At 38.5% G+C, this 14,894-nt stretch carries 16 protein-coding genes and 1 riboswitch; of the genes, 11 read left to right on the top strand and 5 right to left on the bottom strand.

Annotated features, from left to right (window positions below; translation table 11 throughout):
* The first annotated feature begins 70 nt into the window (after window positions 1–70).
* The 7 genes from MKX57_RS08675 (at window position 71) to MKX57_RS08705 (ending at window position 5,633) form a co-directional block, all read left to right on the top strand.
* On the top strand, window positions 71–709 hold the full coding sequence (locus MKX57_RS08675) for a DUF2975 domain-containing protein (protein ID WP_008175685.1): 639 nt from the start codon (window positions 71–73) through the stop codon (window positions 707–709).
* A gap of 11 nt (window positions 710–720) precedes the next feature.
* Complete coding sequence (locus tag MKX57_RS08680) at window positions 721–933, top strand: helix-turn-helix transcriptional regulator (RefSeq protein WP_008175687.1); 213 nt, start codon at window positions 721–723, stop codon at window positions 931–933.
* A 43-nt stretch (window positions 934–976) separates the two neighbouring features.
* Window positions 977–1,300: a multidrug efflux SMR transporter gene (locus MKX57_RS08685; RefSeq protein ID WP_008175689.1), complete on the top strand. Its 324-nt coding sequence runs from the start codon at window positions 977–979 to the stop codon at window positions 1,298–1,300.
* A gap of 12 nt (window positions 1,301–1,312) precedes the next feature.
* Complete coding sequence (locus MKX57_RS08690; protein ID WP_342532559.1) at window positions 1,313–1,684, top strand: multidrug efflux SMR transporter; 372 nt, start codon at window positions 1,313–1,315, stop codon at window positions 1,682–1,684.
* A gap of 382 nt (window positions 1,685–2,066) precedes the next feature.
* Complete coding sequence (locus MKX57_RS08695) at window positions 2,067–2,729, top strand: HAD family phosphatase (protein WP_096364160.1); 663 nt, start codon at window positions 2,067–2,069, stop codon at window positions 2,727–2,729.
* A gap of 158 nt (window positions 2,730–2,887) precedes the next feature.
* Window positions 2,888–3,319 (top strand): hypothetical protein, encoded by a 432-nt coding sequence (locus MKX57_RS08700; protein WP_008175697.1) that lies wholly within the window; start codon window positions 2,888–2,890, stop codon window positions 3,317–3,319.
* 79 nt (window positions 3,320–3,398) lie between these two features.
* Window positions 3,399–5,633 (top strand): YheC/YheD family protein, encoded by a 2,235-nt coding sequence (locus tag MKX57_RS08705; RefSeq protein WP_090001852.1) that lies wholly within the window; start codon window positions 3,399–3,401, stop codon window positions 5,631–5,633.
* An 82-nt stretch (window positions 5,634–5,715) separates the two neighbouring features.
* Here MKX57_RS08705 and MKX57_RS08710 read toward each other — a convergent pair whose 3' ends face one another.
* Window positions 5,716–6,927: an ATP-grasp domain-containing protein gene (locus tag MKX57_RS08710; protein WP_008175700.1), complete on the bottom strand. Its 1,212-nt coding sequence runs from the start codon at window positions 6,925–6,927 to the stop codon at window positions 5,716–5,718.
* A 140-nt stretch (window positions 6,928–7,067) separates the two neighbouring features.
* Between MKX57_RS08710 and MKX57_RS08715 the strand changes: the two genes are divergently transcribed.
* Together MKX57_RS08715 and murF are read left to right on the top strand one after the other, a co-directional pair.
* A complete protein-coding gene (locus MKX57_RS08715) occupies window positions 7,068–8,462 on the top strand; it encodes a Mur ligase family protein (protein ID WP_089984933.1) in 1,395 nt (464 codons plus the stop codon).
* 146 nt (window positions 8,463–8,608) lie between these two features.
* Window positions 8,609–9,997 carry a UDP-N-acetylmuramoyl-tripeptide--D-alanyl-D-alanine ligase gene (murF, locus tag MKX57_RS08720; RefSeq protein WP_342550910.1) on the top strand — a complete coding sequence of 463 codons (1,389 nt, stop codon included), beginning with the start codon at window positions 8,609–8,611 and terminating at the stop codon, window positions 9,995–9,997.
* Window positions 9,998–10,046: 49 nt separating this feature from the next.
* Here murF and MKX57_RS08725 read toward each other — a convergent pair whose 3' ends face one another.
* The 4 genes from MKX57_RS08725 to MKX57_RS08740 all read right to left on the bottom strand — a co-directional run bounded on the left by MKX57_RS08725 (window position 10,047) and on the right by MKX57_RS08740 (window position 13,390).
* Window positions 10,047–11,393 carry an NlpC/P60 family protein gene (locus tag MKX57_RS08725; RefSeq protein ID WP_089984929.1) on the bottom strand — a complete coding sequence of 449 codons (1,347 nt, stop codon included), beginning with the start codon at window positions 11,391–11,393 and terminating at the stop codon, window positions 10,047–10,049.
* Window positions 11,394–11,635: 242 nt separating this feature from the next.
* On the bottom strand, window positions 11,636–12,001 hold the full coding sequence (locus MKX57_RS08730; RefSeq protein WP_043989996.1) for a VOC family protein: 366 nt from the start codon (window positions 11,999–12,001) through the stop codon (window positions 11,636–11,638).
* A 79-nt stretch (window positions 12,002–12,080) separates the two neighbouring features.
* Window positions 12,081–12,665: a TetR/AcrR family transcriptional regulator gene (locus tag MKX57_RS08735; RefSeq protein ID WP_008175711.1), complete on the bottom strand. Its 585-nt coding sequence runs from the start codon at window positions 12,663–12,665 to the stop codon at window positions 12,081–12,083.
* Between the two features lie 11 nt (window positions 12,666–12,676).
* A complete protein-coding gene (locus MKX57_RS08740) occupies window positions 12,677–13,390 on the bottom strand; it encodes an MBL fold metallo-hydrolase (protein ID WP_164908689.1) in 714 nt (237 codons plus the stop codon).
* A gap of 185 nt (window positions 13,391–13,575) precedes the next feature.
* Window positions 13,576–13,765, top strand: a riboswitch (cobalamin riboswitch).
* Window positions 13,766–13,980: 215 nt separating this feature from the next.
* Here MKX57_RS08740 and MKX57_RS08745 point away from each other — a divergent pair.
* On the top strand, window positions 13,981–14,148 hold the full coding sequence (locus MKX57_RS08745) for a hypothetical protein (RefSeq protein WP_008175715.1): 168 nt from the start codon (window positions 13,981–13,983) through the stop codon (window positions 14,146–14,148).
* 87 nt (window positions 14,149–14,235) lie between these two features.
* A complete protein-coding gene (locus MKX57_RS08750; RefSeq protein WP_342532571.1) occupies window positions 14,236–14,880 on the top strand; it encodes a TetR/AcrR family transcriptional regulator in 645 nt (214 codons plus the stop codon).
* Window positions 14,881–14,894: the final 14 nt, after the last annotated feature.

Genomic DNA, 14,894 nt, shown 5'->3' on the forward strand with positions numbered 1-14,894 from the left:
AAACGTTAATTTATTATGGATAGAGATAATAGAAACTGTATAATGAAATAGAGGGAAGGGGATGCTGACAATGGAGAAAACGATTCAAAGTAAAGAATTTCAATTGTTGACAAAGGGGCTTCGTATGATTTTTACAATCATCATAGTTCTTATGATTTTGGGCATGGCGTTAATGGCAGTTATTTTGGTTGGCGTAATGATTGTGTCAGAAAATGATGTAAATGGTTGGTTAGCCAAGGCAAGTGTGACAGCTTCCATCCATTTTGAGGGGCTGGAAATGCTGCTGTCCGAGCAGACAGTTCAAGATATGCACTACTCCAAAATAGATGTCGTGAAATTAGTATTAACTGCTACAATATACATAACTATTTTATTTTTGATGGTTGTTCAAGTAAGGAATATTTTAAATAATTTATCAAAAGGGATCATATTTTCACTAGATAATAGTAAAAAAATAGAAAGAATTGCGTATTGTGTGATAGTCTTGAGCTTAACTGTGAATGCATTCCGTACATATATCGTCTATCTAATGATGCAACCATTTAAGCTTGAATCACTATTGGTAAAGACAGATTTTATTACAGGGATCAGCTATCATTTCACAGGCATTAATTGGACACTATTACTTTGTGGCTTGGTGATTTGGACCATTGCTCGTATTTTCCGTTACGGTGCTTTTCTCCAAGATGAATATGATGCAACAGCTTAGGAAGTGAAAATATGACTATAATTATTCGCTTAGACCGGATGCTAGCGGATCGTAAAATGCAGCTAAGTGAGCTTGCAGAGAAGGTTGATGTGTCGATCGTCAATCTTTCAAATTTAAAAACAGGCAAGGTAAGAGCCGTGCGTTTCTCTACCTTAAATGCCATCTGTAAGGCTTTGGGCTGCCAGCCAGGAGATATATTAGAGTATGTCGAGGATGAAGATTAATTTTCGTCATCTAAACATAGTAGCAAGAAAGGGTTTTCCTTAAATGAAGGTTTTCAGTTTTTTATTCATCGCCATTGTAGCAGAAGTTTTTGCTAGCTCCATGCTCAAGCGCACCGAAGGCTTCTCCCGTATTTGGCCATCTCTCGGTGTGGTGGTCGGCTATGGAACGGCCTTTTATTGTTTAGCCTTAACCTTAAAAACCATACCCATTGGCACCGCCTATGCAATATGGGCAGGGTTAGGCACAGCACTAACAGCCATTGTAGGGGTTGTGCTGTATAAGGAAATATTCAATCGTAAGAAGGTACTAGGGATTCTTTGTATTATTGTAGGTGTCGTGGTGCTCAATCTTGCGGGTGGTCATTAGGAGGCAAACGCCATGAAAGGCTATTTATTTTTAACACTTTCGATTATTAGTGAGGTTTTTGCGACAACTATGCTGAAGCTATCGGATGGATTTACTGTTCCAGAACCATCTGTAGCGGTGGCACTTGGCTATGGAATATCATTCTACAGCCTATCCCTATGCTTGAAAACCTTGCCATTAAGCCTAGCCTATGCCATCTGGTCAGGTGTCGGTACCGCCTTGACGGTGATTGTAGGCATTGTCATTTGGAACGATTTGTTTAACCTCTACTCTGCACTTGGGATCGCCCTCATAATAGGCGGCGTGATTTTGCTGAATCAAGGAGATCGAAATGGCAGAGAGGCCGATAGCAAAGTGGAAGAGCGTGATAGCCTGCAGGAATAGAGGGAAAGAGCAGGTAAAGTGACGGATAGAGCAGGCAAAGTGCCGGATAGAACTGGCCAAGTGCCGGATAGAACAGGCGAAGTGCCGGATAGAACTGGCAAAGTGAGGGAAAGAGCAGGTAAAGTGACGGATAGAGCAGGCAAAGTGCCGGATAGAACTGGCCAAGTGCCGGATAGAACATGCGAAGTGCCGGATAGAACTGGCAAAGTGAGGGATAGAGCAGGCAAAGTGCCGGATAGAACGGGCCAAGTGCCGGATAGAACTGGTCAAGTGCCGGATAGAACTGGCAAAGTGAGGGATAGAGCAGTCAAAGTGCCGGATAGAGCAGGCACTTTGCCAGAAAGCCTGCGAGAATAGCAGATTACCTGTTTAGGGGAGGAGGATGTTAATGAAGGCTATTATTTTTGATTTTGATGGGACGATTATTGATACAGAAACAGCATGGTATACGGTTTTTAAGGATGCTTATGCATCATATGGTGTGGAATTATCGTTAGAGACTTATGCAAAATGCCTTGGGACAAATCTTCAAGATTTTAATCCTTATACTTATCTCGTGACACATCATCACATGGGTTTGGATGTGGAGGCATTTCGTACATCTATTCAAGCAAAGCATGCGGAGCTGATGGAATTGGAAGTGATACGACCTGGTATTTTAAATCTTTTGCAGCAAGCAAAGGAAGCGGGTTTAAAAATGGGTATTGCTAGTAGCTCAAGTCGTCAATGGATTGATCGGTTTGTGGAGGCACTAGGGATACGCGAGTTTTTTGATTGTTATTGTACGGCTGATACGGTGACAAATGTTAAGCCTGATCCTGAGCTGTATTTGCAGGCGCTTGAACAGTTAGGAGTAAGTGCTAGTGAAGCGATCGCTATGGAGGATTCGCCGAATGGAGCACGTGCAGCTTTGGCAGCAGGGCTTCATACGGTAGTTATTCCCAATACCATCACCAAGCAATTACCCTTTGCTACAGGTCATCATACAATAGATACCTTGGAACAATATGATTTAGAAGGTCTACTGGCATGCTTTGTCAAATAATGAAATGCTTCGAACCTCTAACCATTCATTTCGAATGGTAGAGGTTTTTTTAGTTTCTTTGTGAAAAGGTCGTCATATTATTGATCGCTACATATTATAACGAGAGGGCAACTTACGGGGACCAAGATACTTATTCAGACTAGAAAGGGGGCTACAATTTGAATAGTGAGAAAAAAAGAAATCATTTTTTATGCGAAGCTTTATGCGATTTGAAGGATCTTCAGGATATTATGATGGATTTTCATTCTAAATATTTCGGTCAGCTGCTTGTCAAAATAGTTGGGAGTGATACGATTCCGTTTTTTTTAATTACCAATAGTGGCGCTCATTTAAGGTTAATGGATACGGTAAAGAATTTTGAAACGGAATTTTTCCGTATAGAGGATGTCGATAAGGATCGATATCGTGGCACGGTGTCATTGCTGCGCGCCTTTGACTATGAGGGGAACGATACAAATTTCCTTGCAGATGTTGTGAGGCTAGAAAAAACGAGTACAGAAAAATCCATTGAACTTAGTGGCATTTCAGCGATACAACTATTAAAGCCAGATATGCTAAAAGGGAAATTTATCATAGAGCCTAAATGGTAGCCTCATATTAAACTACTAGAGCTAGAGCATCTGTCTATATGAAAGGGATTAAGTGTGAATGTAATAGAGAGAGAATTTAATGAAAGGAAGTTTAGCTATGACGATTATTGGTATGCTGCATCATCGGCTTGATCCAACGACAGTTCTCAAGTCTTATGCGTATGCAGCAGTTGCAAAGGCAGAAGGGGCACAGTTTTTCTATTTTACACCTAAAAGTGTTGATTTTGCAAAACGTTCCATTCGAGCTAAGGTTTATGAGGATGGGCAGTGGCAGGAGAAAACAATGCCTTTTCCAGATGTTATTTATAATGCGGGGAGTCCCGAGAAGCTATCTGTGTCCAAGGAGATTATTGATCGCTTAAAAGAAGAAATTCCCTTTACGACGTATTCGATAGGGAATAAATGGAATGTAATGAAGCGATTAAAGGAAGCCAAGGAATTCGAACAGTATTTGATTCCTTCTGAAATTGTCAAGGATGCTGATGTATTTCATAAGTTCATTAATTATTATAAAAGGGTTGTCTTTAAGCCGATTGATGGACGTAAAGGAAAAGGAATTTATTTTATTACGAAGGCGGGACCGAAGAATTTTGAGGTTAAAAAGGATAGTACGAACACAATCTATTCAAAGCCTCAATTAGATGCTTTGTTAAAAGAGCAGCTAGCGTCTGGTACTTTTATTATGCAGCCTTATATTCAATCGATTACAAAGGCAGGCCAAGTATATGATTTCCGTCTGCATGTCCAAAAGAATGGGGAAGGTAAATGGGTGGTGACGACTGTTTATCCTCGGATTGCTCCAAATGGCTCTATCATCCCGAATATTAACAATGGCGGATTCACCAATTACTTAGATCCATTTTTAGAGCAAGAGTTCAAGGAAGAAGCCTACAACATTCGGCGAATGCTCGAGCATTTCTCTTTAGCACTGGCTCATCATCTAGATGACATACAAATGGAGAAATTTGGGGAAGTCATTGATGAAATTGGCATTGATGTCGGTTTAGATCAACAACAAAAAATTTGGATGTATGAGGTAAATTGGCGCCCAGGCTGTCCTCCTGCTTTTTATTTAGAATTAGATGTCGTGATTAATTCCATCCGCTATGCGATGTATCTTGCAAAAAATCCAAAACGTGTAAAAAAGAAAATGGTTCAACAGAAAAGCAATCCAGTGGAGGTCAAAAAGGAGATTGTTCAACAGAAAAGCAATCCAGTGGAGATCAAAAAGAACCTTCCTATTATTGCGATTACGGGAAGTGCGGGAAAAACAACAACCAAAGCATTTGTCGGTTCGATTTTATCAAAACAATGGAATGTGTTTGAATCAAAGGATTATTGGAATACGACAGAGCATACAAAAAAGCATAAGGAAGAAATTAATGATTCCCATCAGGCTGTCGTATTAGAGTATGGCATGGCCTATCCAGGTATTATTACGAATCACTGTAGCATCATTCAACCGAATATTAGTATTGTGACGAATATTGGTTTAGCCCATGTAGGTAACTTTGATGGGGATGTAAGAGGCGTTGCAAAGGCGAAATCTGAATTGATTCATGGGATGGATCAACAAGGGCTATTAATATTGAATAAAGATGATGATAATTCAAGATTTTTAGAGACACAGCAATTTAAAGGGAAAATGCTAACGGTAGGTATAAAAAGAGATGCTGATTACCGAGCATATGATCTTCAGTATAAGGATATTGGCATGTCCTTTAAAATGAAGCTGCATGGGCAAGAAATAGAATTGTATATTCCTATTCTGGGAGAGCATCATGTTTACAATGCCCTTAATGCTGTAGCAGTAGCAGATTATTTAGGGTTTAGTCCATTGGATATTCAGGCGGGGCTCAACTTTAAAAAGCCACCAAGACGCTTAACGATTTATAACTTGCGCGATGATATTACGGTTATAGATGATACGGTTCACTCCCATCCACAAGGAGTCCGAGCAGCTATTGATGTATTGACGAATATTGCTAAGAAACGTAAAGTGGCGATTATTGGACAAATGCGTGAGCTTGGCGTGTTGAGGGAAGAAGAATATCGGAAGGTTGGCGAGTATATTTACGAGGAAGGCATTGATGAATTCATTACCTATGGATTTAGGACAGATGAAATGAGCAATGCAGCGATTGAAATGGGTATGGACCCAGCTAGGGTACACCATTTTATTAATAAAGATGCCTTGCATGCACTGCTAGATAAACTCATCAAACCTCATGATACGATTCTCGTCAAGGGTGCTAGTAAAACGAATATGTTTGAAACGGTGAAATATTTGGACCAAACATTAAAAGAAGAATAATCAATGACTTCAAGGTAACTGAATGAATATAAAAACCCGAGTAACTGTCCACTGGCAAGCGGCAATTATTCGGGATTTTTTTTCATACTCTTAAAATAAATTTAATTTCTTTGGCGGCAGTTGTTGCATGAGTCCGAGCTTCTGATAGGGTTGAACCTTGTGCAATGACATAGGCATAACGGTGACCCATTGATAAAGGAGGGGTTAATAAAGTACCTTTCCTTGGCTTAACATAAACCTCAACTACTCCAGTTGAATTCGTCGCTCTTGTTCTGCCAATCACTTTTTCTAATATTCCTTTGCTTTCCACAATGACATATTTTGTGTAAACAAACTTTTTATGTCTAGGCTTAAGATTAGGCTCTTCACCAAGAAGGAGCTTTAGTGTTTCTTCCACTAAACTAAATCCGAGAGCCGCTTGAAGCATATTGTTCATAGCACCTCCAGAAATCCTTGGGTTAATCTCAATGAGCTTCCAGCCGTTTTTTGTCAGGCGGAGTTCCAAATGAAGAGCGCCATTTTCAATATCAAAAGCTTTGACGATGGATTGAAGAACTTCCTCAATGCCTGCCTGAATATCCAAAGGAGCTTTCACTAATACTCCATAGCCTGTTATGATAAACCGTTTTCCTTGGGTAATTTCCTGCTCAATAATGCCAATGACATGTGATTGACGTTGATATACGACCGCCTCCACTAAATATTGAGGGCCTTCCAAATATTCTTCAATCATAATCGTTTCATAGGGGTTTTTACTGCGCAATGCTTTGAGGTGGTTATTCAGCTGGTCGGCATCTGTTGCTAATAGTACATCTTTTGAACCTGTTGACTTTGGTGATTTCACGATTAATGGAAATGTTAAATTTTTCGCAATGGGTTCATTAGGCTTCATGAGTGAAAATTTTGGTGAGTATGGTTGGTTTTTTAAATAATTTCTAGTCTTTTCTTTATCCTCCATAATTTCAATGGCGGAGGACGATGTATAGTTATGACAAAATTCATCACATAGCATGGAAGCAACATGGACAAATGGATCAACAAAACTAACGATACTTTTTATCTCTAATCCGGTTTTTCCTAGTTTATCAATTTCCTCTTTCATTCTCTCGATATTCAAAGTATCAATGAGTATCATTCTATGAATATCGGGGTAAGATCGGCGCTGCTGAAGTTGTTTTTCATTATTGGTGAAAAGTATTGTGAAATAGCCTAATCTTTCAGCTGCTCTTGTTGCTTCACGACTAGACCCGGATTTGTTTGTACCGATAAATACAATCGCTTTCAGGTATATCACTCCTTCTATTGGTACTTAGATACTTAATCACCTTTATATATATGCAACGAAATAGTTTTCTTCTAGTTGTGTATCTTGTCTACATCCAAGCAACTTTTAAGAGGTTACATATACTAGAAAAGAAAGGAGGGAGAAAAGATATGAAGCCTCTTTCGGTGAAAAATTTAGCAATGATTACGGCGGGTTATTTAGTGCAAGGGTCTGAGGAAATGCTAATACAGCATGGTGCTTATCGATTAAAACAAGTGAAAAAGCCCAATACAGCCCTTTTTACAAGTAAACGTATTGTTAATTGGAAAAGTCTTGAGCCACTTTCTCCTCTTGTAATAGTGACCGACAGAGCATATCGGCCAAATGACATTCCAACCCAAATCATCATCATACAGGTTGCGAATGTAGATGAGGCATATTGGAGATTTGTTCATTTTTATCGCAATCAGTTTCATATCCCGATTGTTGCGATTACGGGTACTTCAGGCAAAACAACAACGAAAGAGATGATTAAACATATTCTTTCTGCTGATCGACAAGTGACAGCAACGACATTAAGTAGTAACTCAAGAACGGCATCATTGCAATATTTACTGAATATTGAAGATGACACTGAGGCAGCTGTATTTGAAACAGCTGTTGGCTCACCGGGGGATGTCACGAATGCAGGAAAATATTTTAAGCCGACTATTGGGATTATTACTAATATTGGTGCCCATCATTTGAATTATTGTAAGACGCTTGAAGGCTATATTCAGGCGAAGGGAGAAATGCTAGACATCATTCAGCCAAAAGGGACCCTCATCATAAACGGTGAGGATATGAATACTAAAAAACTAGATATCTCTAAGTTTAATGGGCGCGTATTGAAGGTAGGCATCCATGATTCTTGTCATTTTCGTGCAAGCCATATCCAATATTATCAAAAGGGTATGAACTTTAAGCTGCACCATAATAGAAAAATCTATGACATATTTGTACCAGGGTTTGGCCAACATCAAGTGTACAACGCCCTTGCTGCCATTGCAGCGGCTTATGAAATAGGGGTACCCATTCCGGTGGCAGCCAATCAACTCCAATCTTTCCGTCAATTGAAAAAGCAATTACAGCTCTTTGAGGGCATTAATCATTCCATGCTTTTAGATGATACATGGAGTATTACTACAACTTCCTTAGAGGCAGGCTTAAAAGTGTTGAATGATCTCGGAGAAGGCAAGAAAAAAATTGCTGTTATTGGCACGATTACCGATTTGGGTTCATGGGGCTATATTATTCATGAGCAGGCGGGTGAATTAATTCACCGTATTGGTGTGGATGTGCTCATTACTATTGGAGAGCACGCGCGAATCATGGCTGATCATGCTGTGAATTTAGGGTTTAACGCTCCTGTTTATACCTATAAAAATAGCACGCTTGTTTATCCATTGTTGCAGAAGATTGTAGATGAAAATACGATAGTCCTTATAAAGGGTGATATGTATAGTGAACAGGTTTCCAAATTAGCAGCTGAGCTTAAATTTAAACCGCCACCTCCCACAATTTAGCTCACTTCTTCATTTATAGGATATTAACTGTGTCATATAGAATGCCAATCTAATAACGTATAGTAATTGATCAGAAATGTAGCATTCTTGATCAAGAGAATTAATAGGTCTGTACAAGATTGATAAAGAAAGGAGGCGTAGTATACTTGCAATCCATTAGTGTGCAAAAAATTAGAAGCGTCCTACAGGGGAAAATTATCCATGGATCAGATCAATGGTCTGTGAAGCATGCAATCTACTATAATCGACATGATTTAATTCACAATCACACACTTATGTTTGTTAGTCGAAGTGATAAAATCAATTGGCAAGAGATTGATAGAAAGGGGCCCTCCCTTGTCATTTCCGATAAACCGGCTACTGAGTTGAAAAATGCGTTAGATAATACAACGGTTTTACACGTCAAAAGCGTTGCACAGGCATACTGGACATTTATTGAATATTATCGAGGCCTTTTTCAAATTCCGGTAGTGGCATTGACAGGAACCTGTGGTAAAACGACAACGAAAGAGATGCTAAAACATATCGCTAGTAAACATTGGCAAGTGCAAGCATCTGTTAGTAGTAAAAATGAGCCAAGGCAATCATTGCCCTATTTGACGGGTGTTGATGATAAAACACAGGCAGCCATTTTTGAACTAGGCTTAGGGAATACAGGTAATATAAAACATCAATGCATGATCTATCAACCAACTATCGGCATTATTACAAATATTGGTGTTCACCATTTAGATGGCTGTCTCAATCTTGAAGGTTATATTAAAGCAAAAGCAGAGATAGTCGAGGGAATTCGAGCAGATGGTACACTACTAATTAATGCAGATGATTCCAATATCGAAAAAATATCATTACAAAAATTTAAAGGGAAAATTATTAGATTTGGCTTACAGGATTCGGCTGATTACAAAGCTTCCGCTATAGAATTTGCTCATACAGGCATGAAATTCGTGCTAGAAGTAGCAGACACTAAGTATAATGTGTTTGTACCTGGTTACGGTGAGCATCAAGTATATAATGCGTTAGCCGCCATTGCTGCCTGTAGCGAAATGGGACTTTCCATACGTCAAGCCATTGCAGGGTTAAGAACCTTTAAACAGATGGCGAGACATTTAGAATTTACGAAAGGGATAGGTGACAGTACGATTATTGATGATACGTGGACCAATAATCCGACTTCTGTCGAAGCAGCCTTGAAAGTGTTAGATACAGTAGGAAAAGAGAAAAAAGTTATTCTTGTGCTAGGGGATATAAAGCGATTAGGAAATTTTGAAGAAAAATATCATCGGGAAATTGGCTCCAAAGTAGCTGAAAGACAGATAGATACATTAATTACGATCGGCAAAAGGGCAGAGGCAATTGCTGACCAAGCAAAAAAAGATGGAACTAAAGCAGAGGTTCATACGTTTAAAGATGTAACAGGTGTATTAGAAATATTGAAACCAAAGCTTGACGCGGACACGATTGTTCTCATAAAAGGACCGATGTCGAGTAGATCCATGATTGAATTTGCCAACAATCTTAAAAATCTATCCTAACTAAAAAGGGTGTCTCCAATATTGAGACACCCTACCATTTAAAGCTTTGTTATTTTATCACACGTCGAGCTGTAACATAATTCTTTTGCGCCCAAGTGGAACTTAAATTTTGTTTGACAACATTGTTTGTAGTCATACTAATATATTGATTATTTCCTAAATAGATACCTGTTTGTGTAATATTTGCTCCTCCATCATTCGTTGAGAAGAACAATAAATCACCTTTTTGAAGCTGAGACTTGAGTACTTTTGTACCAACTAAAGCCTGTTTGCTCGCTAGTTTATCCTTTAAATCAATGCCGTTCTTGTTAAATACATAGTACGTAAATCCCGCACTTGTGAAAGTTAGTGCACTCTCATTATACGTATAGCCAAATTTTGCTTTGCTAGTTAAACCTGAAGCTGTAGCAATAATCTTATCGGCAGACGTATTCGCTGAAGGTGCACTTACCGAGGGGGTGTCAGAGAAAACCCGCTTAGCTGTAATATAGTGTTCTTTATAGTAATCAACTAATAAAACTCTCGTCATTACACCATCGGAATTAGGGATGATAATACGGTGATCACCAGCATAAATCCCAACAATTGAAGGATTTTTTGAGCCTGCCACACTATTAAAGAATACTAAATCACCCTTTTTCAAGTTTGCACGTGCTACTGTTGATCCTTGGTTCATTAAATCAGTTAACGTTTTTGCGCCTAGTGTCACACCGCTTTTACGATAGACGAAATCGACAAATGCTGGAGCTGTAAAGCGTAGGCTCGATTCATTCGTTGAAGAACTAATCGTTGCTTTATTTTTATACGTTAGCGCATTCTCTACAATTTTATCGCCTTTTGTTGCTGGGTTGGCAGATAGTAGGGTAGGTAAAACGCGTCGTGCGGATACATAGTTTTCAGTATAATATGGTTTACTATTTAAATCTGAAATTACGATATTTTGCTTGGAATCAGCCATGTGGATCATTTTATTGTTACCAATATACATACCTACATGATCGGGATCCGTGCCTGTTTTTTTACTCTTAAAGAATAGTAAATCACCTTTTTGTAATTGGTTTCGCGCTACATATGTGCCTTGTTGTATCATATAGTTTTCATTATACGTCCCAAGATCTACACCATTTTTCTCGAAGATATACATTAAAAATGAAGCACAAGAAAATTTATAAGGATATGTAGGCTTGTAAACCGTATTGCTATATGTCGATTGACCCATTAAGCTTTTACCAGTTTGAATCAATTGATCGGCTTTAGCGGCAACTGCCTGAGCGTTGTTTTGTGCATTTGTTGTAGCTGCCTCTACTTGAATTGGCTGCATCGCTGTTTGGACTAATCCGAATGAGCTAAATCCAATTGTTAATGCAAGTGTTGTAGATAAAAATCGTTTATTCATGTTGTATATTACCTCCTGAAGCGTCTAGTAGGATTTCTCCTGTATCGTCTTGCCTGGAAATAATCGTAGCATGAAAATATAGGGCTTCTTGACGGTAAATGTTGCCAGGGAGAAGTGGGGAGTGCCTCAACGCCTGCTATAAATGGCTTTATCGAAGGAATTTACAGTTATATTACAAATGTTTCAGTAAACTGTAATATGTGCGGGTTTCATTTAAAAAAACTGCCCTCAAATAGGACAGTTTAGGCAATTGCCTGTATGATTTCTAGTCGATTACCAAATGGATCTCGGAATTCAAAACGCTCATAACTTGGGATAGGTACAGATTCTACTATTTCGATTTGATGTTTGGCTAGTTTCGTCTTCCAATAATCAATATCTTCAACTTGATACGCAATATGAGCCTTTGTCGACAATCGATCAAAGCCATCCTCTGTTCCTACATGTACCTCTTGGTGACCAAGCTGTAACCAAAACCCGCCTCTACCTTTAAGAGAATGGGGTTTTTCTATTTCTTTTAGACCTAAGACACCGCAATAAAAATCTTTCCCTTGCTCCTCTGAACCTTTTGGAATAGTAATTTGCACATGATGTAAAGCAATAATCATAGTTTTACCTCCCATTATATTTATAGCTAATTATAGATTAATCACTAAATATTTACAAATTAGGGTGGTGTGTCAACATCTACGTTTCAGGCTGATTGAGCATAACTGCATGAATACCTTCTATAAAAGTGTTTAGTAAGATGGAAAAGCTTTTATTTCTATCAAGAGGCATCCCGAATCCCCCTAATTGTTCAATAGAGGTGAATCCATGAAGAATACTGCGTAGTCCTCTGACCATATGAATCGCCATTTCATCTTGCAAATGATAGGTTTCTAATACACGAAGTACAAGCTGTACGATAGATTCTTGAGCCTGCTGCAAATCTAGATCATTAGCATCTGGAAAGCGAGTGCTAGCATCATATAAGCCAGGGTGCTCTCGAACAAATTGAATATAAGCTTTACTAATTGCACGGATGGCATCATCGCCTGAGCGTCCCGCTGCTGCTTGAAGCATAGATGCTTGCAGGCTCTTGACGCCTTGAATGGCTAACTTTTGCTTCAATTCAGGTAATCCATCAAGATGGTTATATAGGGAAGGCGGTCGCACTTCCAATTTCTCTGCTAATAGCCCAATTGACAGTTGGTCTAATCCGTGTTCATCAACTAATTCTATTGCCTTTTGTACAATAATAGATAAATCTAATTTCATACGACGAGACATTTCCTCATCTCCTATTGTCTTAGTAAACTTCTTTCTGCTTCTGCAATAGCTATTTCCAAAAGCTTCTGTGGCTGCATTAACATCTTTCCATGTCCGACAGCTAGTAGGCTTGGATTTAATTTACTTAATTTTTTTGCGCTTTCAAGTGCTGTGCTTTTATCCCATGTAGCAAGGGCAGGAAACGGAAATAATGGATTCATCATACCTGATACGACAAGCTTTCCTCTTGTTATAAGGGCGTCTCCAGCAATTAAACTTCTATTGCGTGTGTCGAAAAGAGTAATAGAACCAGGAGTGTGACCTGGGGTTGCAATCACTTCTAATGAACCAACCCGTGCACCTTCTTCCAGTAATAGGTCTGGTTTCGTTTTAATGTTTTTAGGAAGCCCTCCCTTAATCGGTACAGCCTTTTCATTAGGAAGCAAAGTTTTATTCCCCTCCAATAAGAGGGCATCCCTTGAAGAGATGTACACCTGACAATCAGGTATTTCTTCTTTTAATGTATCTAACGCTCCTAGATGATCATTATGTGCATGGGTAATAATGATCTTCGTTATTGGTTTTCCTATAGTTTTAGCTACATCTATAATACTTTTTGCACTATATGGTAATGCGGCATCAATCAGTGTTAGCTCATGTTGCTCTTCTACAAAATAACAATTAACAGGAAATATTCTCGGCATAAATGACAATTGATATACGGTGTTAATAGTCGAAACCTTCATTCTTATAATACCTCCTATAAGCTAATCTTATTTTTATTTTAACTAATTTAATTAGTTTTTGCAATATTCACTTTAAATAGGGTGTGCAATGCTAAAAATATGGTGGAAATAGCTGAATGGGTGAATAAACTATAGTTTTTTTGAATCTATTAAGATCGAACAAACCTTATGGTATAATAATAAAAACGGAATAATAGGATAGAGGTACAAACCGAATTGGGTTTGTTTAAAAGGGAAGATCGGTGAAAATCCGACGCTGTCCCGCAACTGTAAATGGGAGCACATTTCAAGAGACCACTGTTACGCCTTGTAATGGGAAGGTGAAAGGTGTGATGAACATAAGCCAGGAGACCTGCCTTTATCCAGTACAGCCAAAAAACCTACGCGGATAGGGGGTGTTGAGTGTGACTAGAGAAATTCTCCTGCATGCTCATAGTATGATGATTGCTAACAAGGTAGCTTCTATGAATAATAGAAAGCTTTTTTCCATATGGCAAACATCGTATTATGTCGTGTATTTGTCATAAAAGACATCTTTCTAATGAGGGAAAGATGTCTTTTTTATGTAAATTATTAAAGGAGTGGTCCACATGAATCCACAAGTTGTTGAGTACTATGAAAGTTTATTTAAATTTGAAATTATGCAAGAGCCAAAGCCTTTGAAGGAGCTTGTTGAACAATATGTTGGGCATGATACGGCACATGAGCAATCTATTTTAGCAGCGTATGCAAATGTGATGAAGGAATTAATTGGATAGTGAAAGTTTGAAGGGCTACTTCTTTATGGGGTAGCCTTTTTTATTGCGCATTTGTTGACAACATTTTGTAGGAGGCGTAAGATTCTATTGAACAATCGTTTTGAACATTTGTTCAAAAAAGAGGTGAGACCTGTCGATAAAAAAGATTTAATACTAAAAGAAAAAAATAAAGAGGTAAAAGATCAAATTTTACAGGCGGCAAAATTATTGTTTTCTTCAAGAGGATACGATGGAACGACGGTGAGACAAATTTGTGATGAAGCAAATGTATCACTCGCCCTTGTTTCCTATCATTTCGGTGGCAAAGAAAATGTTTTTAATGCACTATTCGAGCCACTCCGCCATACTTTTATGAATGCGCATTATGATGTCAATAATTCACTAGAAGCACTTCGTAGCTTTTGCAGAAACTTTGTCCTTTATCGCATACATGAGCATGAATTAATTGATATTTTACAGCAAGAAATTGTGATGAATAGTCCACGATTAGAGATGCTGAAGGACGTATTTCTACCTTCCTGGGAGCAGCTTCGGACAATTTTACAAGCTTGTTTAGAGCAACGATCAATTCATTTTGATTCCATTGATATTGCTCTTAACTTCATCATGGGGACATTAATGTACTCACTCAATAATCCATTTTTAAATCGATCCGCATTGCCATTAACACCTGAACAAATTGCAGATCTTGCAGTCGATTTCGTGTTAAATGGTCTACAAACAAACTATTAAAAAAGAAGGTAATC

Origin of the sequence: Lysinibacillus sp. FSL M8-0216, assembly GCF_038595555.1 — a bacterium.
Lineage (GTDB): Bacteria > Bacillota > Bacilli > Bacillales_A > Planococcaceae > Lysinibacillus > Lysinibacillus fusiformis.

What these genes read in the sequence shown, in the direction of transcription:
- MKX57_RS08730 (WP_043989996.1), bottom strand. Translation starts at nt 12,001, where the DNA reads ATGATTATTGCTTTACATCATGTGCAAATTACTATTCCAAAAGGTTCA.
- MKX57_RS08685 (WP_008175689.1), top strand. Translation starts at nt 977, where the DNA reads ATGAAGGTTTTCAGTTTTTTATTCATCGCCATTGTAGCAGAAGTTTTT.
- MKX57_RS08705 (WP_090001852.1), top strand. Translation starts at nt 3,399, where the DNA reads ATGAAAGGAAGTTTAGCTATGACGATTATTGGTATGCTGCATCATCGG.
- MKX57_RS08735 (WP_008175711.1), bottom strand. Translation starts at nt 12,665, where the DNA reads ATGTCTCGTCGTATGAAATTAGATTTATCTATTATTGTACAAAAGGCA.
- MKX57_RS08690 (WP_342532559.1), top strand. Translation starts at nt 1,313, where the DNA reads ATGAAAGGCTATTTATTTTTAACACTTTCGATTATTAGTGAGGTTTTT.
- MKX57_RS08695 (WP_096364160.1), top strand. Translation starts at nt 2,067, where the DNA reads ATGTTAATGAAGGCTATTATTTTTGATTTTGATGGGACGATTATTGAT.
- MKX57_RS08715 (WP_089984933.1), top strand. Translation starts at nt 7,068, where the DNA reads ATGAAGCCTCTTTCGGTGAAAAATTTAGCAATGATTACGGCGGGTTAT.
- MKX57_RS08745 (WP_008175715.1), top strand. Translation starts at nt 13,981, where the DNA reads ATGAATCCACAAGTTGTTGAGTACTATGAAAGTTTATTTAAATTTGAA.
- MKX57_RS08675 (WP_008175685.1), top strand. Translation starts at nt 71, where the DNA reads ATGGAGAAAACGATTCAAAGTAAAGAATTTCAATTGTTGACAAAGGGG.
- MKX57_RS08740 (WP_164908689.1), bottom strand. Translation starts at nt 13,390, where the DNA reads ATGAAGGTTTCGACTATTAACACCGTATATCAATTGTCATTTATGCCG.
- MKX57_RS08725 (WP_089984929.1), bottom strand. Translation starts at nt 11,393, where the DNA reads ATGAATAAACGATTTTTATCTACAACACTTGCATTAACAATTGGATTT.
- MKX57_RS08680 (WP_008175687.1), top strand. Translation starts at nt 721, where the DNA reads ATGACTATAATTATTCGCTTAGACCGGATGCTAGCGGATCGTAAAATG.